Origin of the sequence: Rhodobacter sp. Har01, from assembly GCF_020564565.1 — a bacterium.
Taxonomy (GTDB): Bacteria; Pseudomonadota; Alphaproteobacteria; order Rhodobacterales; family Rhodobacteraceae; genus Pseudogemmobacter.
Genome location: NZ_JAJCTD010000003.1, coordinates 242,380 through 264,601 on the forward strand (window position 1 = coordinate 242,380; position 22,222 = coordinate 264,601).

A 22,222-nucleotide genomic window follows, 5' to 3' on the forward strand; every position below is an offset into this window, starting at 1 on the left:
CCTTCCTCTCTGCGAAAATATCCCGCGGGGGTCCGGGGGCGCGAAGCCCCCGGCTCCACCGCCGCCAAAGGCGATTCGCCCCGCCAGAGTCAACGCCCCCCGCGCCGACAAAGCGTGCCGACGTCAGCCATACGCAAGCCAGACGCAACGCAGATCCAACGCCGACCTATGTTCCAAAGCAAATTCAGCGCATTATCCAACCGCACGCCCGCCCCCGTTGACGCCAGACCCCAGACCCCTACCCTGCCGCCCCATGGCCGCCCTTCCCGCCCCCCTCGCCGCCTGGCTTGCCGCCAAGGGCTGGACGCTGCACCCCCACCAGCAGACCATGCTCGACCGGGCCGCCGCACCCGCCACCCTGCTCATCGCCCCCACCGGAGGCGGCAAGACCCTCGCCGGCTTCCTTCCCACCCTGGCCGAACTTGGCGCCTCGCCGCCCCCCGGCCTGCACACCCTCTACATCTCGCCGCTCAAGGCCCTGACCGCCGACATCCGCCGCAACCTGCGCACCCCGATCGAAGGCGCCGGCCTCGCCATCCGGGTCGAGGACCGCACCGGCGACACCTCGCAGACCACCCGCAAGCGTCAGCGCATCGACCCGCCGCACATCCTGCTGACCACACCCGAAAGCCTGGCCCTGCTGCTCAGCTACGAAGATTCCCCCAGGCTTTTCAAACCCCTGCAAAGGGTGATCCTCGACGAACTCCACGCCCTTGCGGACTCGAAACGCGGCGATCAGCTCACCCTTCTGCTCGCCCGCCTGCAGCGCCTGGCGCCAGACCTCCGCCGCATCGGCCTCTCCGCCACCGTCGAAGACCCGCCCGCGCTGGCCCGCTTCCTGGCCCCGGAAACGCAAATCCTCCAGGCCGACCCCGGCCCCGACCCCGACATCACCATGCTGGAAACGCCCCAGGCCCCGCCTTGGTCGGGCGGCGGCGGCCGCTACGCGATCCCGGCGATCCTGGCGCAAGTGAAGGCCCACCGCACCACGCTGATCTTCCACAACACCCGCGCCCAGGCCGAACTGTTCTTTCACGATCTCTGGCTACAGAATGACGAAAGCCTGCCCATCGGCATCCACCACGGCTCGCTGTCGCGCGAACAGCGCGAACGGGTCGAGGCGGCGATGACCGAAGGCAGACTTCGCGCCGTGGTCTGCACCGGCTCGCTCGACCTCGGCATCGACTGGGGCGATGTCGACCTGGTGATCCAGGTCGGCGCGCCGAAGAACGTGAAACGCCTCGTGCAAAGGATCGGCCGCGCTAACCACCGCTACAACGCCCCCTCCAAGGCCCTTCTGGTGCCCGCCAACCGCTTCGAGGTCGTGGAATGCCAGGCCGCCCTCGACGCCGCCCGCGCCCACGACCTGGACGGAGACCCCCGCGGCCCCGGCCCGCGCGACGTCCTCTGCCAGCACATCCTGATCGCTGCCTGCGCCGGCCCCTTCGCCGCCGACGATCTTTATGAAGAAATCGTTAACGCCCCGCCCTACCACAACCTGTTACGGGCCGACTTCGACGCCACACTCGATTTTGTGGCCACCGGCGGATACGCGCTGAAAGCCTATGACCGCTGGCAGCGCCTGAAATCTGCCGAGGGCCGCTGGCACCTGCGCGACCCCCGTTCCGCCGCGATCATCCGGCAGAACCTCGGCACCATCATCGACACCGAAACCCTCAAGGTCCGCCTGAAAGGCCGCTTCGGCGGCACCCCCCTGGGCGAGGTCGAGGAATCCTTTGCGGCCACCCTCACCCCCGGCGACACCTTCCTGATCGGCGGCGAGGTGGTGCGCTACGAAGGTCTCTCCGAGATGACCGTCGAAGTCACCCGCACCCCCGGCCGCGACCCAAAGGTGGCCGTTTTCAACGGCACCAAGTTCGCCACCTCGACCCAGCTGTCCGACCGCATCCTGTCAATCCTGAACGCCCCCGCCTGGCCCGAACTGCCCGCCCACACCGCGCTATGGCTGGCCCTGCAACGCCAGGTCTCGTCAATGCCCAGCCGCGACCGGCTGCTTTTGGAAAGCTTCCCGCACGAGGGCCGCGAACACCTGGTCATTTACGGCTTTGCCGGCCGCAACGCCCAGCAGACCCTCGGCCTTCTGGTGACGAAACAGATGGAGGATCAAGGCCTTGCGCCCCTGGGGTTCGTCGCCACCGACTACGCCACGCTGATCTGGGGCCTGACCCCGGTCACCGACCCCGCCCCCCTGTTCGCCGCCGAAACCCTGCGCCAGGGCCTGGAAACCTGGCTCAACGGCAACGCGCTGATGAAGCGCACCTTCCGCAACGTCGCCATCATCGCCGGCCTGATCGAGCGCAGCCACCAGGGCCGCCGCAAGACCGGCCGACAGGCCACCTTCTCCTCGGACATCCTTTACGACACGTTGCGGCGTTTCGACCCCGGCCACCTGCTATTGCAGATCACCCGCGAAGAGGCGATGCGCGGCCTGATCGACTTTGCCCGCATCGAACACCTCCTTGCTCGCACCCAAGGCCGCCTGGACCTGATTCGCCTGCCCCGCGTCACCCCCCTTGCGGCACCCTTGTTCCTGGAAACCGGCAAGGTGCCGATCCATGGCCGGGGCCGCGAGAAGCTGGCCGAGGCCCAGGCCATGGCCCTGATGCAGGCCGCGGGCCTGGCCTGACCCAGAGACGGGGGGCCAGAGACGGGGGGCCAGCCCCCCGAACCCCCCGGAGTATTTCCAAAAGGGCAAATGCAGACACCCGCTTGCCCTTGCCCTTTTCCAAATACTCCCAGGGGGTCTGGGGGCAGGATGCCCCCATCGCCCCAGCCGGTTGGCGCGGAACGCGCCAGAGGCGAGACGAAAGGCTTCGGCGAAGCCGTCCGTTTCGAAACCACCCTTGCCAGCCGCGCGAAGGCCGCCGAAAAGGCCCCGATGCACCACGCGCTGACCCTAGGCCCCGAGACCCTCCACGCGCTGCCCTCGGGCGCGCTCTCCTGGCCCGCCCGCCGCCTGCTGACTGTCTCCGACCTCCACCTCGGAAAATCCGCCCGCCTGGCCCGCCGCGCCGGCGCCCTGCTGCCGCCCTATGACACCCGCGCGACGCTGGCCCGTCTGGACGCCGATATCGAGGCGGCAAGGCCCGCCACCGTGGTCTGCCTTGGCGACAGCTTCGACGACCTCGCCGCCGCCGACAGCCTGGACGAGGCCGACGCGCTGTGGCTGTCGCGCCTGATGGCCGGGCGCGACTGGGTCTGGATGATGGGCAACCACGACCCCGGGCCCGTCGCCATCGGCGGTAGCCACCGGGCCGAACTGACGCTTGGCGCGCTGACCTTCCGGCACATTGCCGACCCAGGGCAATGCCTTGAGATCAGTGGCCATTACCACCCCAAGGCCCAGCTTGCCGGCACCTCTCATCCGTGCTTTCTGGCTGACACGGCCCGCATCATCCTGCCCGCCTACGGAGCCTATACCGGCGGCTTGCGCTGCACTGACCCGGCGCTGACCGCCCTCATGCAGCCCGGCGCGCTGGCGATCCTCACGGGGCGCAAGGCCCTGGCCATCCCGATGCCGCGCTAGGCAGTCGTCCCGAGGCGGTGCTAGGCTGGCCGCCAGCCGCCTATATCCGGAGCCTCTGCCATGCGCCGCCTCTGCCTCTTCGCCCTGATCGCCCTCTGCACCACCCCCGCCGCGGCCGACCCTGCCGCCGACTACGTCCGCCTGCGGCAGGCCCTGCCGACGATCCTGTTCGGCAACGACATCGGCCTGCATCTGCAGCTGAACGCCGAGGTCATCAAGCGACTTGAGGGGCGCTGGACCCTGGTCGCACCGCTGATGCAGGACGGCCTGACCTTCCCTGCGGCCGACGCCCTGGCCAAGGCCTGCGACAGGGCCGGCTACCAGGTCGCGCCCGAGGGCACGCTAGGCCTGACCCTAACCCTGCCGACAAAGACCAAACCCTACGTCATCCACCTGCGCTATGCTGGCGGCACGACCTACCTTGCCAGCGTCGACGAAGCCGGCCTGATGGCCCGGCTGTTCCCCGGCAAGGACTTCGAGGATCTGCAGCCGGACATGCTGTATTCGACGCTGTTGGGCGGCACCTGGCAAGGCTATGTCTCGCTGCTGCCGGCGGGTGACGATCTGGTGCTGATCCAGCCGCAGTCCCGCCCGCCGGAACTGCTGGCGCGCTGCCCCTAGACGGTCAGGCCTTCCGGCTCGGGCAGGCCGTTGGCCCGGCAGCAGGCGGTCAGGGTGTTGGCCAGAAGGCAGGCGATGGTCATCGGCCCCACGCCACCCGGGACGGGGGTGATGGCGCCGGCCACCGCGGCTGCACTGGCGGTGTGGACGTCGCCCACCAGCCTCGACTTGCCGTCGCGCTCGATCCGGTTGATGCCGACGTCGATCACGGTGGCGCCGGGCTTGACCATGTCGCCGGTGATCATCTCGGGCCGGCCCACGGCGGCGACCAGGATGTCGGCGCGGCGGCAGACTTCGGCCAGGTCGCGGGTGCGGGAATGCGCGATGGTCACCGTGCAGCTGTCGCCCAGCAAAAGCTGCGCCATCGGCTTGCCGACGATGTTGCTGCGCCCCACCACCACCGCCTCAAGTCCCGCCAGTTTGCCATGATGGTCGCGCAGCATCATCAGGCAACCCAGCGGCGTGCAGGGGACCATGCTCTTCTGCCCCGTCCCCAGAAGCCCGACGTTGGAAATGTGAAAACCGTCCACGTCCTTGGCCGGGTCGATGGTGTTGATGATCAGTTCGGAATTCAGATGAGGAGGCAGCGGCAACTGCACAAGAATGCCGTGAACTTGCGGATCGGCGTTCAGCCGGGCGATCAGCGCCAGCAGGTCGGCCTCTGATGTGTCGACCGGCAGCTTGTGTTCGAAAGAGGTCATTCCGACCTCGACCGTCTGGGTGCCCTTGTTGCGGACATAGACCTGGGACGCCGGGTCTTCGCCCACCAGCACCACGGCCAAGCCGGGGGTCAGCCCGTGCTCTTCCTTCAGCCGCGCCACATGCGCCGCCACCTGTTCGCGCACACCTGCCGCAAAGGCCTTGCCGTCGATCACCACTGCCGTCATCGGATCATCCCTTTCGCAGGCTGTCGGGGCCCAGGCGGCTTTCCTCGCGCGCGATGGACCAGTCGATGAGCCGCCGCCACAGCTTTTCCACCAGGTCAGGCGGCAGCCCGTAGGTCAGGGCGTGGCGGCGGACGTTCTGCACCACCTCTTCCACGCGGTTGTCGATCCGGGCCGGCAGGTCCACCGTCGCCTTGATCTCGGCCGCGCGGTCGATATAGCCCGCGCGCTCTGCAAACAGCCGGACCAGGTCGTCGTCCAGCCGGTCGATCTCGGCCCGGATCTGGGCCATGGTCGTGCAATCTGCGGGCTTCGGCATCGGTTCTTCCCCTTCTCAGGCCGCCCCCAGATACGGCGGCGGCCCGCAAAGGGCAATGCGGCGGCTTAGAACAGGCCTTCGACCTGGCCCAGGTCGTTCAGCCGGATCACCTCGGCGCTTGGCACCTTGGGCAGGCCGGGCATCGTCATGATCTCGCCGCAGATCACCACGATGAAGCCCGCACCGGCCGAAAGCCGCACCTCGCGCACCGGAACGGAATGCCCGGTGGGTGCGCCGCGCAGGTTAGGGTCGGTGCTGAAGGAATATTGCGTCTTGGCCATGCAGATCGGCAGGTGGCCGTAGCCCGCCGCCTCCCAGGTCTTGAGCTGGTCGCGGATCGACTTGTCGGCCAGCACCTCGTCGGCATGGTAGATGCGCCGGGCGATGGTCTCGATCTTGTGGAACAGGCTCATCTCGTCGGGGTAGAGCGGCGCGAAATTGGCGCCACCGCCTTCGGCCAGGGCCACCACCTTGCGGGCAAGGTCCTCGATGCCCGCGCTGCCATGTGCCCAGTGCTTGCACAGGATCGCCTCGGCGCCTTGCGCCGCGACATATTCCTTCACCGCGGCGATTTCGGCGTCGGTATCACTGAAGAAGTGATTGATCGCCACCACCACCGGCACGCCGAAACCCTTCACGTTGGCGATGTGGCGGCCCAGGTTCGGGCAGCCCTTCTTGACTGCCTCCACGTTCTCGGCGCCGAGGTCGGCCTTGGAGACGCCGCCGTTCATCTTCATCGCCCGCACCGTGGCCACGATGACGGCGGCCGAGGGCTTGAGGCCGGCCTTGCGGCACTTGATGTCAAAGAACTTCTCGGCGCCGAGGTCGGCGCCGAAGCCGGCTTCGGTGACGACATATTCCCCGAGCTTCAACGCGGTTTTCGTCGCGATGACCGAGTTGCAGCCGTGGGCGATGTTGGCGAAGGGGCCACCGTGGACGAAGGCCGGATTGTTCTCCAGCGTCTGCACCAGGTTCGGCTGCATCGCGTCTTTCAGCAGCACGGTCATCGCGCCATCGGCCTTGATGTCGCGGGCATAGATCGGCTTTTTCTCGCGGGTATAGGCGACGACGATGTCTCCCAGCCGCTTTTGCAGGTCTACCAGGTCGTTCGACAGGCACAGGATCGCCATGACTTCCGAGGCGACCGTGATGTCGAACCCGGTCTGGCGTGGAAAGCCGTTCGACACGCCGCCCAGGTTCACCACGATGTCGCGCAGCGCGCGGTCGTTCATGTCCATCACCCGGCGCCACACCACGCGGCGGGCATCGATCTGCAATTCGTTGCCCCAGTAGATGTGATTGTCGATCATTGCCGACAGCAGGTTGTGGGCCGATGTGATGGCGTGGAAATCGCCGGTGAAGTGAAGGTTCATCTCCTCCATCGGCACGACCTGGGCCATGCCGCCGCCGGCAGCCCCCCCCTTCATGCCGAAGTTCGGGCCAAGGCTGGCCTCGCGGATGCAGATCACCGCGCGCTTGCCGATGCGGTTCAAGCCATCACCCAGGCCGACGGTGGTGGTGGTCTTGCCTTCGCCCGCCGGCGTGGGGTTGATCGCGGTGACTAGGATCAGCTTGCCGTCGGGGCGGTCCTTCAACGAGGCGATGAACTCCTGCCCGACCTTGGCCTTGTCGTGGCCATAGGGCAGCAGGTGCTCGGCCGGGATGCCCAGCCTGGCGCCGATCTCCATGATCGGCTTCTTGTTGGCTTCGCGGGCGATTTCGATGTCGGTCTTGAAGGCCATGTCGCACTCCCTGCCCGGACATTTCGCCGGATGTTTCGTTAGCGACGTGATACCGGGGGAAATTCACTGCCCGAGTCCGGTTTGCGACGTGTTCGCCGCGAAATTCGGCGCCAGGAGTTTCCGATCGGAAAAATCGGAACAGTCGAGGGAACGGCGGGTCAGCCGGCCTTGCCCGCGCGGGCGGTGTCAAGATGCGCCCAAGGCCGCTGGTCGGGGATGTGCAGCGTCAGCGAATCGCCGATCCGCAGGGTGCCTTCGCGTTCCACCCAAGCCGTGACGCCGCGCTTGCCCTGGGCCGCGGTCTTGAACGCCTTGCCCTGCCCGCCGGTTGCGCGGGCCATGGTGATGGCGGGTTCCTGGCAAGGGCGGTTTTCCATGTCGACAACCAGTGTCACGCCATCGGGGCCTTGCAGGCGGCTTGAGGGCGGCAGGTGGCTGAAATCCGGCAGACCGGAAATCACCACGCTGGCGCCCAGCCAGGCCGGGTCGATGCGCTCCATTCCCAGGGTGGCGGCAACCTGGGCCATCTCTTGGGCACAGACCAGGCACAGCTGGCGGCTGTTGCGGATCGTCGTGCCGCGCGGATGCTGTCCCAGCACGCGGCTGCAGGACGGGCGGGTCAGGCCGGCGTGAGTTTCGTCTGCAAAGCCCGCGAAGGTCAGGGGCATCTCGGCGACCGGCTCGCCGAAGATCTCCAGCGCCTCGACCGGGCGGCGTTGCACGCCCAGCCAGGTGACGGTGCCGGTCAGGGCGGTGCGCAGCAGGGCGGGCATCGGGGCCTCGTCAGAACCAGGAACAGGCGGCGGAAGGGGAAAAGCGTGGTGCCGTCAGGTAGGCTTGGGTAGGCCAGCGTCAATGCCGCGTCGTAGGCGGCGATGAAGCGGGCGGCTTCGGCCGCGGACAGCCGGCCCAGGAAGGGGCGCATGGCGGTCGCGGCGGTGAAGGCGCGGACCGGGTGGCCTTCGGCTTGCGGCGCAAGCGGCTGAAGGTAGTCGGTCTCCCAGACCGCCAGCCGGCCAAGCGGCGCCAGCAGCAGCCAGTAGGTTTCCGGCGGGTGGGTCGGCGGGGACCATGAGGTGAAGTCGAAACGGTCGGGGAACAGCCGGGCCGCAAAGTCGCGCAGCAGCGCGTGCGAGGGGGCCAGCCAGTTGCGCGGCATCTGCACGGCAAGGGTGCCGGCCGGCGCCAGCAGGCCGGCAAGCCGCGGCAGAAGGGTTTCGTGATCGCCCAGCCAGTGCAGCGCCGCGTTCGAGAAGATCAGCGCCGGGGGCGTGTCGGGGCGCCAGGCGCCGATGTCGGTCCGCACCTTGTCCGCATAGCCCTGCGCGGAGTCCAGCATGGCCGCCGAGGCATCGACACCCACCAGACGGCGGCCGGGGAAGCACGCCGCCAGCGGCCCCGAGGCGGCGCCATCGCCGCAGCCGAGGTCGACCAGATCGCCCGGCGGCAGGTCGGGCACCTGCGCCAGAAGGTCCAGCGCGGGGCGCAGGCGCAAGGACCGGAAGGCCGCATGGGCCGCGGGGTCCCAGTCGGTCACAGCAGCTTTTTCCAGCGGAAAATCAGCCAGGGGATCAGCGCCGAAAGGAACATCAGCCCCAACGCCATCGGATAGCCCCAGGGCCAGTGGATTTCCGGCATGACGTCGAAGTTCATGCCGTAGATGCTGGCGATCAGCGTCGGCGGCAGGAAGACGAAGGCCACCACCGAGAAGACCTTGATGATGTCGGACTGGCGGATGTTGATCACACCCAGTGTCGCGTCCAGCTGGAACAGGATCTTGCGCTCCTGAGTGCCGGCGGTTTCCTGCAGCGACTTCACGTCGCGGACCAGCGTCTTGAGGCGCGCCTTGTCAAGGCCCTTGAGCATCGCCATCGCCGCCGCTCCCGAAGGGATGGAAAGGAACCCCAGGATGCGCTGGATCGTCGCCAGGCTTTCGCTGATCTTGCCGTTCAGGTCTTCGGCACGGCCGATGCGCTGGACGATCACCGCCAGCGTCTGCGCCTTGCCCTTGGGCCGGTGCGCCTCGAAGATTGACCGGCTCAGAAGCTCCAGCTTGCGCGACTCGCCCTCAAGAATGTCGGCCAGCCGGTCGACCAGCGTCTCCAGCAATGCCAGCAGGGTGGAACGGCCGTCGGTGCAACCCATCGGCTGGCTGGTCACCCGGTCCGCGAAGACCACCATCGAGCGCGGCGTGTGGTAGCGCACCGTGACCAGCCGCTCGGGCGTCAGGACAAAGGTGACGGGGCCGATCTCGGGCTCGCGTGCATCGGGCATGGCCACGACCTGGGCGGTCAGGAACAGCGCGCCGCGGTCGTCATACAGGCGGGACGAGACCTCGATCTCCTGCATGTCCTCGCGGGTGGGGATGTCCAGGCCAAGCGCGGCCTCGATGGCCGTTTCCTCGTCCCGGGTTGGGGCCTCGAGGTCGATCCAGACCATGTCGCGCAGGGCATCGGCGGTGGCGTCAGCCTGTTCCAGCCTTCCGCCCGAGGCACGGTATGCCGTGATCATCGCCGCTCTCCGCAAGGCCCGTTCGTGCCGACCCTATCCCAAGCCCACGCCAAAGCAAAAGGCCCCGCCGAAGCGGGGCCTTTGCTGCGCCGTCACAGCGGCGCGGGTTCCGGGTCGGGCTTCGGCGCCCGGGGTGGCTTCTTGGTCTTGGGAATGGCCGCGACCGAGGGCGCGCCACCACCGGGGGCGGGCTTGTCGGCATCGTCATCCTCGCCCAGCTTCTCGCCGGCAATGACCTTGCGGATTTCGTCACCCGTAAGGGTTTCGTATTCCAGCAAGCCCTTGGCCAGGCGCTCCCAGTCGTCCTGGCGCTCGATCAGGATACGGCGCGCCTCTTCAAAGCCCTCGTCGATCAGCCGCTTCACTTCCTGTTCGATCATCCGCTTGGTCTCGGCACTGACCGAGAAGCCGCCGGTGTTGCCCGAATAGCCATCGGCCGCCTCGGCATAGTCGATGTTGCCGACCACGTCGGACATGCCCCAGCGTAGCACCATGGCGCGGGCCAACGCCGATGCCTGCTGGATGTCGCCCGACGGCCCGTTCGAGACCGACTCTTCGCCCCATTTCAGGATTTCCGCAGCCTTGCCGGCCATGGTCATGGCGATGCGCTGTTCGCACTGGTCCTTGTGCCAGTTCAGGCGGTCCATCTCGGGCAGGCTCATCACCATGCCCAGGGCGCCGCCGCGCGGGATGATCGTGGCCTTGTAGACCGGGTCGCACTTGGGCAGCGACATGCCGACGATGGCGTGGCCGGCCTCGTGATAGGCGGTCATTTCCTTCTGGTCCTGGGTCAGCACCATGGAACGGCGCTCGGCCCCCATCATCACCTTGTCCTTGGCGTTCTCGAAATCGACCATGGTGACGAAGCGGCGGCCGGCGCGGGCGGCCATCAGCGCCGCCTCGTTGACCAGGTTCATCAGGTCGGCGCCGGAAAAGCCGGGGCTGCCCCGTGCGATGGTGCGCAGATCGACATCCGGCCCCAGCGGCACCTTGCGGGCGTGGACGGACAGGATCTTTTCGCGGCCCTTGATATCGGGGTTCGGCACGTGGATCTGGCGGTCGAAGCGGCCGGGGCGCAGCAGCGCGGGGTCCAGCACGTCCTTGCGGTTGGTGGCGGCGATGATGATCACGCCCTCGTTGGCCTCGAAGCCGTCCATTTCCACCAGAAGCTGGTTCAGCGTCTGCTCGCGCTCGTCGTTGCCGCCGCCGATGCCCACGCCCCGGGCCCGGCCCACGGCGTCGATCTCGTCGATGAAGACGATGCAGGGCGCGTTCTTCTTGGCCTGTTCGAACATGTCGCGCACACGGGATGCGCCGACGCCGACGAACATTTCCACGAAGTCCGAGCCGGAGATGGTGAAGAACGGCACCCCCGCCTCGCCCGCAATGGCGCGGGCGAGCAGGGTCTTGCCCGTGCCGGGCGGGCCGACCAGCAACGCGCCCTTCGGAATCCGGCCGCCCAGGCGGCTGAACTTCTGCGGGTTGCGCAGAAATTCGACGATCTCTTCCAGTTCTTCCTTGGCCTCGTCGATGCCGGCCACGTCGTCAAACGTGATGCGGCCCTGCTTTTCTGTCAGCAGCTTGGCGCGCGACTTGCCAAAGCCCATCGCGCCGCCACGGCCGCCGCCCTGCATCCGGTTCATGAAGAAGATCCAGATGCCGATCAGCACCAGGAAGGGCAGCCACAGCGAGATCAGCGACATGAAGCCGGATTGTTCCTGCGGGGTCGCCTGCACCTCGATGCCCTTGGCGATCAGCCGATCGGTCAGCACCTCGCCCTCGGGCTTGACGGTGGAATAGCTGGTGCCATCGGTGCCGCGCACGATCACCCGCTCGCCGTCCAGCGTGACGCTGGCCACCTTGCCGGCATCCACCTGCGAGATGAAGTCCGAGTACGACAGGCTGCGCGACGACATCGTCGTCTGCCCCCCGGAAAACAAGTTGAAAAGCGCCAGGATCAGCAGCAGCAGAACGACCCAGAAGGCGATGTTTCGTGCGTTGTTCACGAACGGACTCCCGTAATGCCCGCCAGCCCGGTTCGGACGGCGGTCTTGCCGAACAAGATAGTCAGATGCGCGCGGGGTTCAATGCGATAACAGGAAAGTTGCGAAGGAGGGATCGGTTTTCGCCGTCCAACCGGTGCCAAACCCCGCGCAAGGGGCTGCAACCAGCGCTTCTCCGCGCCAGACGCCGGGCGTGACCTCGAGCACCTGCCGCGAAAGCCCGGTCGCCCGCCAGTCGGGGCAGGCCTGCAACCCGGCAGAGCCAAGTGCGCGGATTTCCATGTCTCCCCCGGTCGGACCATCGACGCGCCAGCGCCGATCCCAGAGACCACCGGGCGTCGCGACAAGCCCGGAAAGGGCGCGAGGCTCGCGCGTCAACAGCAGATGGTCGGGCCGGACGCGCAAGCGGCACCCGTGCAGCGTGACATCCCGACCCTCACGGGCGGAATTCAGCAGGTTGAACTGCTTGTCGGTGCGCGGCGGCGGCGCCTTGCCAGAAAGCCAGGCCAGACCGGCCATCAGCACCTGCCGCTGCACCTCAGCGGGAAGGCCCTCGAAACCGGCGTAATCGACCCTCAGCGCGCCGGCCACTTCGCGGACATGGTCCCTGATCGCCTTGCGCAGCATGTCGTCCAGCGCCCATTTCGCGAACTGCAAATGAGACAAGGTCTGCCCGATCCTGGTCGCGTCGATGCCAAGCGGCGCCAGGGCCGCCATAGCCTTGCGTGCGCGCACGCGCTCGAACCTCGGGTCTTCATTGGTCGGGTCGTCGACCCAAGCAATCCCATGGCGCCGCAGATAGGCGCGAAGGCCTGCCCGCGTCGCATCAAGCAGCGGGCGCCCCCAATCGATGCCCTCGCCTTTCCAATTGCGTCGCAGGCCTACCAGACCATCCAGACCGGAAGCGCGCGACAGCGCCATGAGGAAGGATTCGGCCTGGTCATCCGCGGTGTGGCCCAGAGCGACATGCGTGACCCCTTGTTTGATGGCCCAACCGGCGATCAGGGCGCTGCGAGCCTGCCGCGCCGCATCCATCAGGTTTCCGGCAACCGGACCATGATCCCAGGTCAGCGTGTGGTGCGGGATATCCAGGGTCGCACAAAGAGCGGCGACCATTCGCGCCTCGTCGGCCGATCCGGGGCGCAGGCGGTGATCCACTGTCACCGCCTGAACAGGCACGCCCTGGTGCCGACACGCCCGCACGGTCAAGTGAAGCAGCGCAACGGAATCTCCGCCCCCCGACACCGCAACGCCGAGCTTTCGCGCCGGGTGCGGCGGAAAGGCATAGGCGACGGCCAGCAGAAGCTCGGCATCCTCGCCCTGATCCAGCGGCCAGGCCACTTTTTCCGCGGGCTGCGTCCTTACGGGCACCCCAGCCCCTGCATGGCGATGGGGGCCTGGGTTGCCGCCATCGTTCCGGGGTATTGGGTGGACACCTCGGCCAGGGTCACGCAGGCCTCGGGCGTCTGGCCCAGGGTGCCCAGTGCCTGGCCCAGTTTCAGCAGGGCGTCGGGGGCGAAGGCGCTTTGCGGGTCGGCGGAATAGGCGTCCAGATAGGCGCGGGCGGCGTTCGAGGTTTCGCCCAGGCTGGTCAGCGCCTCGCCGCGCAGATAGTTCGCCTCGGGGATCAGCGGCCCGCCAGGATAGGATTGGGCATAGGCCGCAAAGAGCTGTTCAGCCTGACGAAAGTCACCCTGACCGAGCACCTCCTTGGCCCGGTCAAAGTCTGCTTTCTCGGCCACGGCCATTTCCGGGCCGCCGGTCGTGCCGGCCGCGGTGCCGGTGGGCGCAGGCTCGGCCGGCGCGGCGGCCGCGCTGTCGCCGCCCAGCACCGAGGTCGCGCCCAGGTTCAGCGGGTCGCAGCCCTCGGTCAACTCGCACAGCCGGTATTCGATGTCGCCGATGCGGTTGGTGCCGTCGGCGACGACGCGGTTAAGCTTCAACTCGACCTGTTCGGTGCGCGAGGTCAGGCGGGCCAGTTCCGCCTCGATGGCATCCATCCGCTGCAACGCATCGCCGCCGCCAAAGCTGGCGGTTGCACCGGTGGACAGGGTCTCGGCCTTGAGCGTGTTGAATTCGGCCGCAAGCTGGCCCAGTTCGGCCCGGATGTCGGCCAGCGTCTGCGCCTTGTCCTGTGCCAGCGCGGCAAGGGGAAACGCCGTCAGCAGAAGGGCAAGGCGCAGAAGGCGCATGGCGTCAGACCCCCGCGCCCACCGCCAGAACCGAAACGGCGCGGCGGTTCTTGGCATAGCAGGCCTCTTCCGAGCAGACCTCGATCGGGCGTTCCTTGCCGTAGGAGATGGTCTTCATCCGGTTGCCGGCAACGCCCTGGCTGACCAGGAACTGCTGCACCGCCGCCGCGCGCCGGGCGCCAAGCGACAGGTTGTAGTCCCGGGTGCCCTGTTCGTCGGCATGGCCCTCGATCAGGACCGTGTAGCCCGGGTTCTGGTTCAACCAGCCGGCCTGGCCGGCCAGCACGCTGCGCGCCTCGGCCGTCAGCGTCGACTGGTCGACGGCGAACAGGACACGGTCGCCGACGGTCTGGTTGAAGTAGGCAATCGAACGCGGATCGCTGGGGTCGCCCAGACCGGTCGAGTCGATGTAGCCGCCGGCACCGCCCGCGCCGCCGGCTCCGGCGCCGCCGGCACCATAGCGGTCGGGGTTCTGGCAGGCGGCCAGCGTCAGCGCGGCCAGCAGAAGCAGGGCCTTGGGGGCAATCGTCATCGGGTTGTCCTTCTCGTTGGCTCGAATGGGGGCTTTGTGCCCTGTTTATCAGGTTTGCGCGCCCATGGGAATCGGGCGCGCGACACGTTTATGGCAGAAGCGGCGACCAGGCCGGGTCGCTGGCGGGGCCTTCGGTGGGGATCTGTTTCAGGTTCCGCCCGGTGATGTCGACCGACCACAGCGAAGACTGCCCGCCGCCGCCACTGGTTTCGCGGGTGAACATGATCACCCGGCCGTTCGGCGCCCAGGTCGGGCCTTCGTCCAGGAAGCTGGCGGTCAGCAGGCGTTCCTCACTGCCATCGGTGCGCATCACGCCGATGTGGAAGCGGCCGGCGTTCTGCTTGGTGAAGGCGATCAGGTCGCCGCGGGGCGACCAGACCGGGGTGCCATAGCGCCCCTCGCCGCCCGAGATGCGCTGCCCTTCACCCCCCGAGGCCGGCATGACATAGACCTGCGGTGCCCCCGAACGGTCGCTTTCAAAGACGATCTGGCTGCCATCGGGGCTGAACGACGGCGCGGTCTCGATCGACGGCGTGTTGGTCAGCTGCGACAGCTGCCCCGAGCGGATGTTCAGCGCGTAGATGTCGGAATTGCCGCCGCGTTCCAGGCTGAAGACCACGGTTCCGCCGTCGGGCGAGAAGCGCGGGGCAAAGGTCATGGTGCCCGGCTGTTCCTCCAGCGTGCGGCGGTCAAGGCTGCCCACGTCCATCAGGGTGATGCGGGGAAAGCCGGTCTCGTAGCTGGTGTAGAGGATGCGGTCGCCGGTGGGCGAGAAGCGCGGCGCCAGCACGATGGTGCTGCTGTCGGTCAGGTACTGGACGTTCGCCCCGTCGTAATCCATCACCGCCAGCCGCTTCAGCCGGGCGTTCTTCGGGCCGCTTTCGGCCACGAACACCACGCGGCTGTCGAAATAGCCGCCCTCGCCGGTGATCTTGGCATAGACCACGTCGGCCACCTTGTGCGCCATCCGCCGCCAGCCCGCGGTGGTGCCGGCGAACTGCAGCGCGGCACCTTCGATGGCGCGGCCGTTCAGCACGTCATAGGCGCGGAACTTGACCGTGATCCGGTCGCCCGCGGCCGAGACGGCGCCGGTGATCAGCACCTGAGAGTTGACGGCCTTCCAGTCCTCGAAGGCGACGCCGCCGTCGAAGCTGGTCACCCGGCTGATGTGCGCCTCTTCCGGGATCTCGCGGAAGAAGCCGGTTCCGACCAGGTCCGAAGCCACCACGCGGCTCAGTTCGCGGGCGTAGTCCCCGGCGCCGCCTTCGTCGACGAAGGTGGGCACGGCAATCGGCATCGGCTCAATCACGCCCGAGTCGATGACGATGCGGGGCGGGCTGCCATCCTGCGCCCTGAGAGGTGCGCCCATGACAAGCGCAAGGCCCAGGGCTGCCACGATGGTGAGAAATCGGAAATACGGTTTCATGTGCCTCAGGCTCCGTTTTTTCTTTGTCATTAGCCCGGTCAGGGGCAGGGGGTCAGGGGAAAACGGGCCGATGCGCGGCCCTTTGCCCAATTCGGTGCGGGGGAATGCGGTCATCGGAACCTCATCCCGTTGGCGTCGAAGACGAATTCCAGCACGCGCCAGGTGTCGTATTTGTCCGGCGGCAGCGGGATGCCGCCTTCGACATAGGCGCGCTGGATGGCGCGGCGGGCGGCGGCAAAGGCGGTATCGATGGCGGCCTGCGACGGGCCGTCGCCTTCGACCAGCCGGATGTCGCCCGGCTTGCCGTCGGGCGAGAACTCGACCCGCACCACGATCACGGTGCGCATGGTGTCGGTCGAGACGCTGCCCAGGTTCCACTTGTTGCCGATGGCCGAGCGGATGTCGCCGATCTCGCCCGCGTTCAGCGGCGGACCGGCGGGGCCGGTTGTTTCGCCGGTGCCTGCATCGGCCGTCTCGGCGCTGGTTTCTTCAGCCGCGGCCTCGGCCAGGGCGGCGGCAATGGCATCGGCGGCGGGGTCTTCGGCCGACTCCTCGCTCGGTTCCGCGGCGGCTTCGGCGGCGGCAACCTGGGTCTCTTCCGTGGGCGCTTCGGCCGGAGTCTCGGGCCGCACCGGCCGCGACTTCGGGCGGATCGAGGCGGTCATGCCCAGCGACTGGTCCTGCTCTTCGGTCGCCTCGGTGCGCAACACGTCGCCGGATTCCTCGGGCAGCACTTCCTCTTGTGCCTCCTGGGGCTGCTGCGGGGTCTCGCTGGGCGTCTCGCTGACGGCCTCTTCCGGAACCTCGGCGGTCTGGGCGTCTTCCGGCACGTCGACCGGATCGGGGGCCACGCGGTCGGCGGGCTTGGGCTTGGGCCGCACCGTGTCGGACAGCGACGGCAGCGGCTGCTCCTCGGGCGCGACGACCACCTCTTGCGGCTGCGGCTCTGGCGCTGGCGGCAGCGGGTCCGGCTCGGGCTGCGGCTGAGGCTCTGGGGCGGGTTCGGGCAGCGGTTCGGGCAGCGGTTCGGGTTGGGGCGCGGGTGGCGGCTCGACCGCAGGTTCGGCGGCGGGGGGGTCGGGCTGCACCGGCTCGGGTGCTGCGATTTCGGAGGGCTGTTCGGGGGGGGCAGCGGGGCCAGAGGGGGCCGCGGACTGCAACGCCTGGAACTCGGCCTCGGACATCATCGAGACCTGGGTGGCGATGATCTCGGGCGCGGGATCGGGTGCAAACAGCCAATCCCCCAGGACCACCCAGAGGATCGCCCCGGCATGCCCTACACCGGATAAGAGCGTGCCCTTCTGCAGCCGCTCCTCCATGGCCTCAGTCCTGGCCGCCTGCGGCCGCTCCGAAGTCGGGCCCCTGCGCGTCGGTCACCAGGCCGATGTTGGTGAATCCGCCCGCGTTCAGCGCGCCCATGACCTGCGCCACCCTTTCATAGGGCAGCGACCCGTCGGCCCGCAGAAACACCTTGTCGCTGGTCCGCTCGGCCGCGATGGCCTTGAGCTTGGGGATCAGTTCGGCCGCGGCGACCTCGGTGGTCATCACCATGATCAGTCCGTCGGCGGTCAGGGTGATGGTCAGCGGCTCTTCCTGCTCTGTCGGCAGGGCGCTGGCGGCGGTCTTCGGCAACTCGACCGGCACGCCCACGGTCAGCATCGGGGCTGCAACCATGAAGATGATCAGCAGCACCAGCATGACGTCGACAAAGGGCGTGACGTTGATCTCGCTCATCGCCGCGGCGGTGCCGCGACGGCGACGACGGTGTCCGCCGCCGCTTTTCTTGATGACCCCGGCACCCATGGCTCAGCTGTCCAACTGGCGCGACAGGATCGTCGCGAATTCGTCGGCAAAGCTTTCGTAGCCGGTCTGGATGCGCTCGCTGTCGGCGTTCAGCTTGTTGTAGAAGACCACCGCCGGGATGGCCGCGACCAGGCCCACGGCAGTGGCCATCAGCGCCTCGGCGATGCCGGGGGCGACGACCGCCAGGTTGGTGTTCTGGCTGATCGCGATCTGCTCGAAGCTGTGCTTGATGCCCCAGACCGTGCCAAACAACCCGATGAACGGCGCGGTCGAGCCGGTGGTGGCCAGGAACGACAACCCCTTGTTCAACCTTTCGCTTTCGCGCGCGATGGCGACGTCCATTGCGCGGTCGATGCGGGCCTGGGCACCGGCGATCAGCGCGCCGTCCTGCTTGTGGCTGCGCCGCCATTCCAGCATGCCGCTGGCAAAGACCTTCTCGCTGGCCCCCGCCGGCTCGGGTCCGATCTTCTCGTACAACTCGTCCAGCGGTTCGCCCGACCAGAAGGCGCGGTCGAAGACCCCGGCCTCCTTCTTCGCCGCGCCGAACATGATGTGTTTCTGGATGATGATCGCCCAGGACCAGAACGACATGACCAGAAGCATGATCATGACGATCTTCACCGTCAGCGTCGCGCGCGCGAAGAGGGCGAGCAAGGAGAAGTCGATCTCCTGCGCCAATGCGAGGGTTTCCGTTTCCATTCCGCCTGCTCTGTTATGGTCGGTCCGTTTCCCCGGCCCGTTAGAGCTGATTCTAGCAAGGGAGAAGGGGGATTGCCAACACAAGTTGGCGATGGGCGGGGCCTCGCCACCGCGCGGGCACGCCGGCGTGCCGGGGGCAGACGAAATTCGCGCGAATTTCGGGCACGATTTCCGGGCGGAAATCGCCTTAATGCATCGCCGGCGACAGCAGCGCCCGCACCTCTGCCGGCACCCGCGCCGCATGACCGTCGTCGGTCATGCAGACCAGCGTGACCACCGCCTGGAACAGCCGCTCGGCCCCGCGCAGCACCTCCTGATCAAGCACGATCCGCGCGCCGCCCATCTCGCGCAGGCGGGTGGTCACCGTCAGGTCGTCGCCGAACTTGCCGGGCCGCAGGTAATCGGCCTCGACCCGCCGCACCGCAAAGACCACGCCTTGCGCGGCCCGCAGCGCCACCTGGTCCACCCCCATCGCCCGCACCCATTCGCTGCGGCCGCGCTCGATGAACTTCAGATAGTTGGCATAGTAGACGATCCCCGCCAGGTCGGTATCCTCGTAGTAGACCCGCACAGGCAGGACATGGGTGTCAGACATCTCAGGGCCTCGCAACGGCTGCCGGCATTTCCTATTCTTTCGCGAACGGGAACGCCACCGCCCCGGCGCGCGTTTCCCCGCGACAGCAGGAGTCTCCCCATGCGCCTTGCCCTGGCCGCTCTGGCCCTGACCGCCCTTCCCGCCAGCGCCGAAGAGGTGGGCCGCGTCAGCGTCGACTGGGTCGGCAACGACATCATTGTCGAGGCCATCCCCGACCCGGAGGTGCAGGGTGTGACCTGCCACCTGGCCTATTTCGAGCGTTCGATCTACGACCGCCTGACCAATGGCAACTGGTTCGAGGACCCCAGCTATTCGGCGGTCGATTGCAGCCAGACCGGCCCCATCGTGCTGGGCGACATCGACACCGGCGCAGGCGGCGAAGCGGTGTTCTCGGAACGCCAGTCGCTGATCCTGAAGACACTTGAGATCACCCGCATCTACGACGCGCAGACCCGTGCCCTGATCTACCTCGCCCATGCCAGCGAGATCACCCAAGGTTCCGGCAAGATGTCGATTTCCGTCGTGCCCCTGCCGCCTGGGGTGACACCCTAGGGCACCAGCGCCACGTCGCTTTCCGGGTAGCGCAGGCCACGGTCCTGGACGTAGACATCGGCGTCGTCCAGCCGGAACGCCTGCATCAGCTGTCGGATCGCGGCCTTGCGGTCCAGGTCGGTCTGGCAGGTGTAGAGGTCGATGGTGACAAAGCGCCGGGCCGGAAAGGTGTGAAAGCTGATGTGGCTTTCGGCAATCATCACAAAGCCCGACAGCCCGCCCGGGTCTTTCTTGCAGTTCGGCCCGACCGAGACGACAACCGGCGCGCAGATCGGGTGCATCCCCATCTCGGCCGGCAGGGTCTCCAGCAGCGCCCGCAGCGCCGCCTCATTGGTCATCGCCGGGCCTGCGGCCCAATAGCCGTCAATCATCAGATGCACGCCGAACTGCATCGTGCGCGGGGCGGAGGGGTGTTCCAGCATCATCGCCATCCCCCTCAGCCGGCCGAACAAAAGGGCGCAGCGCAGACCGGGCGCAGCCAGTCGTATCCCAGGTGAAAGACATAGGCATAGGCCGCGTAAACCAGCGTCAGACCCAGGTCGATCAGCAGCGCCTCGCCCAGGCCGTGCCCGCCCAGAAACATCAGCACCGGCAGCGTGACCAGCACGGTCGAGATCTCGTGGCTGGCCGCATGCACCATCCGCCAGCGGTGCGGCCGGTCGCTGGCCAGCCGGCCGGTCAGCCGCAGGTCGACAAGGTCGAAGGCGGTGTTGTGGATCGGCGACCAAAGCAGCACCGCCGCCGACATGGCCAGCATCACCTCCGCGCCCTGGCCGGCCCCGCCGCCGCTGTAAAGGATGTAGAGCGGAACCGACAGCAGCAGCCCGCCCGCCTCATAGGCCAATGTCTGGATGAACCGCTCGCGCGGGGATCGCAAAGTCATGGGTCCTCCGAAATGCCGGATAAGGTAAAGGTCTGCCGGGCCAGAGTGGCCCAAAATCAAATGCGGCAATGTTACCTTGGGAACGACCGCGGCGGCAGTCGGGAATTCCGACCGTGCTAGCGCAGCAGCCCCGCCCGCGCCGCCAGCCGCAGGGCGTGGCTGGGGTCTTGTGTCATCGCCGGCAGCACCGGGTCATAGGCCGCCCGGATCAGCGCCGCGATCTCGGGCCGCAGGACCACCGCCTCGCCCGCCCGCGCCAGGGGCGAGCCCCCGGCAAACGCCCGGTCAGACCACAGCAGGATCACCTGCACCGCCTGCGCCAGGGCGAGGGCCTCGGCCGGGATCGCGGCCAGATGGTCGTCCATCCGCAGAAAGACGAAAGCCGCCCGGATCGCCCCCGAAGCATCGAACCTGAACGCGCGGTACTGGTTCGCCCCCTCGGCCGCCAGCCGGGCGCAAAGGTCCGCCAGCCCGGGCACCAGCCGATCCAGGTTCGGCACGTCCGGCAGTTCCGCCCAGTCACGGAAGAAAAAGATCATCAGGTTGGCGCCCAGTTCCGGGTCGGTTTCGGCCATCCTGTGCCCGGCCAGCGCCACCACCGCCTCGATCGCCCCCTTCACCACCGGCAGCGTGGCATCGTCCACCCCGAACACCACCGGCACGATCGGCCGCCCCCAGCGGGCACACAGGAACCCCCCGTCCCCGCGCGTGAACAACGCCTCGACCTCGCCCGCCTGCATCCCGGCCTCCCCTCGCAGCGGCACCGTCGCTAGCATCCGGGCAGACACCAGGGCAACCCCGCATGGTCTTGCCCTTTTCGAAATACTCCCAGGGGGTTTGGGGGCAGGATGCCCCCATCGTCGGGCCGGCAGCGCGCTTTCGGATCAGCCGTCGAACAGGGTGCCCTGCCCCGGCACTTTCGGCGCCTCCAGCCCCAAATGCCGCCAGGCCTTGGCCGCCAGCATCCGCCCGCGCGGGGTGCGCTGGATCAGGCCCTGCTGCAAGAGGTAGGGCTCGATCACCTCCTCGATGGCATCGCGCGGCTCGCTCAGGGCCGCCGCAATCGTCTCTACCCCCACCGGGCCACCGGCATAATTCTCGGCCAGCAGCACCAGATAGCGCCGGTCGGCGCCATCGAGGCCCAGGTGATCCACGCCCAGCCGGGTCAGCGCCCGGTCGGCCAGCGCGCGGGAAACCTTCCCCCCCGCCTCGACCAGCGCGAAATCCACCACCCGTCGCAACAGCCGCCCAGCGATCCGCGGCGTCCCGCGGGCCCGCCGCGCGATCTCGCGGCACCCCGCTTCCTCGGCCTGCACGCCCAGAAGCCGCGCGCCGCGGGTGACGATCTCGAACAACTCGTCCTCGGTATAGAACTGCAACCGCGTCGGAATGCCGAACCGGTCGCGCAGCGGCGTCGTCAGCAGCCCCAGTCGCGTCGTCGCGCCGACCAGCGTGAAGGGCTGCAACTCGATCCGCACCGTCCGCGCCGCCGGCCCCTCGCCGATCACCAGGTCCAGCGCGAAATCCTCCATCGCCGGATACAGCACCTCCTCGACCACCGGGGACAGGCGGTGAATCTCGTCGATGAACAGCACGTCGCGCGGCTCGAGGTTTGTCAGGATTGCCGCCAGATCGCCCGGCCGCGCCAGCACCGGGCCGCTGGTCATGCGAAACCCCACCCCCAGTTCCCGCGCCATGATCTGCGCCAGGGTGGTCTTGCCCAGGCCCGGCGGCCCGTGGAACAGCGTGTGGTCCATCGCCTCGCCGCGCATCCGGGCGCTGTCGATGAAGACGCGCAGGTTCGCCCGCGCCTCATGCTGGCCGATGAACTCCTCCAGCACCTGCGGTCGCAAGGCGCGGTCGCCATCCTCGGGCAGCTTCTCGGGGCGCAAGGCGCGGTCGGGTTCCATGCC

The 22,222-nt window shown here is 68.0% G+C and carries 23 protein-coding genes; 4 read left to right on the forward strand and 19 right to left on the reverse strand.

Translation table 11 applies throughout. The features are described from left to right. The first annotated feature begins 253 nt into the window (after nt 1–253). The 3 genes from LHP98_RS09675 to LHP98_RS09685 all read left to right on the forward strand — a co-directional run bounded on the left by LHP98_RS09675 (nt 254) and on the right by LHP98_RS09685 (nt 4,168). Nucleotides 254–2,647: a ligase-associated DNA damage response DEXH box helicase gene (locus tag LHP98_RS09675; protein ID WP_227252329.1), complete on the forward strand. Its 2,394-nt coding sequence runs from the start codon at nt 254–256 to the stop codon at nt 2,645–2,647. Between the two features lie 252 nt (nt 2,648–2,899). After that, a complete protein-coding gene (gene pdeM, locus LHP98_RS09680) occupies nt 2,900–3,547 on the forward strand; it encodes a ligase-associated DNA damage response endonuclease PdeM (protein WP_227252530.1) in 648 nt (215 codons plus the stop codon). Between the two features lie 60 nt (nt 3,548–3,607). Further along, the gene (locus tag LHP98_RS09685; protein ID WP_227252330.1) at nt 3,608–4,168 is read left to right on the forward strand and encodes a hypothetical protein; all 561 of its coding nucleotides are present in this window, start codon (nt 3,608–3,610) and stop codon (nt 4,166–4,168) included. Here the strand turns inward: LHP98_RS09685 and folD are convergent. From folD to ybgC, 15 genes are all read right to left on the reverse strand, one after another. Continuing rightward, entirely contained in the window at nt 4,165–5,055 is an 891-nt protein-coding gene (gene folD / locus LHP98_RS09690) for a bifunctional methylenetetrahydrofolate dehydrogenase/methenyltetrahydrofolate cyclohydrolase FolD (RefSeq protein WP_227252331.1), read from the reverse strand. The genes LHP98_RS09685 and folD overlap by 4 nt on opposite strands. Before the next feature lie 4 nt (nt 5,056–5,059). Beyond that, the gene (locus LHP98_RS09695) at nt 5,060–5,371 is read right to left on the reverse strand and encodes a chorismate mutase (RefSeq protein ID WP_227252332.1); all 312 of its coding nucleotides are present in this window, start codon (nt 5,369–5,371) and stop codon (nt 5,060–5,062) included. 65 nt (nt 5,372–5,436) lie between these two features. Beyond that, nucleotides 5,437–7,113, reverse strand: a complete 1,677-nt coding sequence (locus LHP98_RS09700; protein ID WP_227252333.1) for a formate--tetrahydrofolate ligase — start codon at nt 7,111–7,113, stop codon at nt 5,437–5,439. A gap of 158 nt (nt 7,114–7,271) precedes the next feature. Continuing rightward, a complete protein-coding gene (locus LHP98_RS09705; RefSeq protein WP_227252334.1) occupies nt 7,272–7,886 on the reverse strand; it encodes an MOSC domain-containing protein in 615 nt (204 codons plus the stop codon). Then, nucleotides 7,859–8,650 (reverse strand): methyltransferase domain-containing protein, encoded by a 792-nt coding sequence (locus tag LHP98_RS09710; protein ID WP_227252335.1) that lies wholly within the window; start codon nt 8,648–8,650, stop codon nt 7,859–7,861. The genes LHP98_RS09705 and LHP98_RS09710 overlap by 28 nt, the downstream gene beginning before the upstream one ends. Then, nucleotides 8,647–9,624 carry a magnesium transporter CorA family protein gene (locus LHP98_RS09715; protein WP_227252336.1) on the reverse strand — a complete coding sequence of 326 codons (978 nt, stop codon included), beginning with the start codon at nt 9,622–9,624 and terminating at the stop codon, nt 8,647–8,649. The genes LHP98_RS09710 and LHP98_RS09715 overlap by 4 nt, the downstream gene beginning before the upstream one ends. Before the next feature lie 92 nt (nt 9,625–9,716). Further along, nucleotides 9,717–11,630, reverse strand: a complete 1,914-nt coding sequence (ftsH, locus tag LHP98_RS09720) for an ATP-dependent zinc metalloprotease FtsH (RefSeq protein WP_227252337.1) — start codon at nt 11,628–11,630, stop codon at nt 9,717–9,719. Between the two features lie 78 nt (nt 11,631–11,708). Next, entirely contained in the window at nt 11,709–12,968 is a 1,260-nt protein-coding gene (gene tilS, locus LHP98_RS09725) for a tRNA lysidine(34) synthetase TilS (protein WP_227252338.1), read from the reverse strand. A gap of 20 nt (nt 12,969–12,988) precedes the next feature. After that, entirely contained in the window at nt 12,989–13,819 is an 831-nt protein-coding gene (ybgF, locus tag LHP98_RS09730) for a tol-pal system protein YbgF (RefSeq protein WP_227252339.1), read from the reverse strand. 4 nt (nt 13,820–13,823) lie between these two features. Beyond that, complete coding sequence (gene pal, locus LHP98_RS09735) at nt 13,824–14,351, reverse strand: peptidoglycan-associated lipoprotein Pal (RefSeq protein WP_227252340.1); 528 nt, start codon at nt 14,349–14,351, stop codon at nt 13,824–13,826. An 88-nt stretch (nt 14,352–14,439) separates the two neighbouring features. Continuing rightward, on the reverse strand, nt 14,440–15,777 hold the full coding sequence (tolB, locus tag LHP98_RS09740; protein ID WP_413687673.1) for a Tol-Pal system beta propeller repeat protein TolB: 1,338 nt from the start codon (nt 15,775–15,777) through the stop codon (nt 14,440–14,442). A gap of 110 nt (nt 15,778–15,887) precedes the next feature. Then, on the reverse strand, nt 15,888–17,096 hold the full coding sequence (locus LHP98_RS09745) for a cell envelope biogenesis protein TolA (RefSeq protein WP_227252341.1): 1,209 nt from the start codon (nt 17,094–17,096) through the stop codon (nt 15,888–15,890). A 4-nt stretch (nt 17,097–17,100) separates the two neighbouring features. Further along, complete coding sequence (gene tolR / locus LHP98_RS09750) at nt 17,101–17,580, reverse strand: protein TolR (RefSeq protein ID WP_227252342.1); 480 nt, start codon at nt 17,578–17,580, stop codon at nt 17,101–17,103. Between the two features lie 3 nt (nt 17,581–17,583). Continuing rightward, entirely contained in the window at nt 17,584–18,279 is a 696-nt protein-coding gene (gene tolQ, locus LHP98_RS09755; RefSeq protein ID WP_227252343.1) for a protein TolQ, read from the reverse strand. Nucleotides 18,280–18,466: 187 nt separating this feature from the next. Beyond that, on the reverse strand, nt 18,467–18,874 hold the full coding sequence (ybgC, locus tag LHP98_RS09760; protein WP_227252344.1) for a tol-pal system-associated acyl-CoA thioesterase: 408 nt from the start codon (nt 18,872–18,874) through the stop codon (nt 18,467–18,469). Nucleotides 18,875–18,973: 99 nt separating this feature from the next. On the opposite strand from ybgC, the gene LHP98_RS09765 reads away from it, so the two are divergent. Next, complete coding sequence (locus LHP98_RS09765) at nt 18,974–19,426, forward strand: CreA family protein (RefSeq protein WP_227252345.1); 453 nt, start codon at nt 18,974–18,976, stop codon at nt 19,424–19,426. Here LHP98_RS09765 and speD read toward each other — a convergent pair. From speD to ruvB, 4 genes are all read right to left on the reverse strand, one after another. Then, nucleotides 19,423–19,851: an S-adenosylmethionine decarboxylase gene (gene speD, locus LHP98_RS09770; protein WP_227252346.1), complete on the reverse strand. Its 429-nt coding sequence runs from the start codon at nt 19,849–19,851 to the stop codon at nt 19,423–19,425. The two genes, LHP98_RS09765 and speD, sit on opposite strands and share 4 nt — an antisense overlap. 11 nt (nt 19,852–19,862) lie before the next feature. Continuing rightward, nucleotides 19,863–20,309 (reverse strand): chlorhexidine efflux transporter, encoded by a 447-nt coding sequence (locus tag LHP98_RS09775; RefSeq protein ID WP_227252347.1) that lies wholly within the window; start codon nt 20,307–20,309, stop codon nt 19,863–19,865. 116 nt (nt 20,310–20,425) lie between these two features. Beyond that, nucleotides 20,426–21,049, reverse strand: a complete 624-nt coding sequence (locus tag LHP98_RS09780) for a hypothetical protein (protein ID WP_227252348.1) — start codon at nt 21,047–21,049, stop codon at nt 20,426–20,428. A gap of 144 nt (nt 21,050–21,193) precedes the next feature. Further along, nucleotides 21,194–22,219 (reverse strand): Holliday junction branch migration DNA helicase RuvB, encoded by a 1,026-nt coding sequence (gene ruvB / locus LHP98_RS09785; RefSeq protein WP_227252349.1) that lies wholly within the window; start codon nt 22,217–22,219, stop codon nt 21,194–21,196. Between the last annotated feature and the right edge of the window lie 3 nt (nt 22,220–22,222).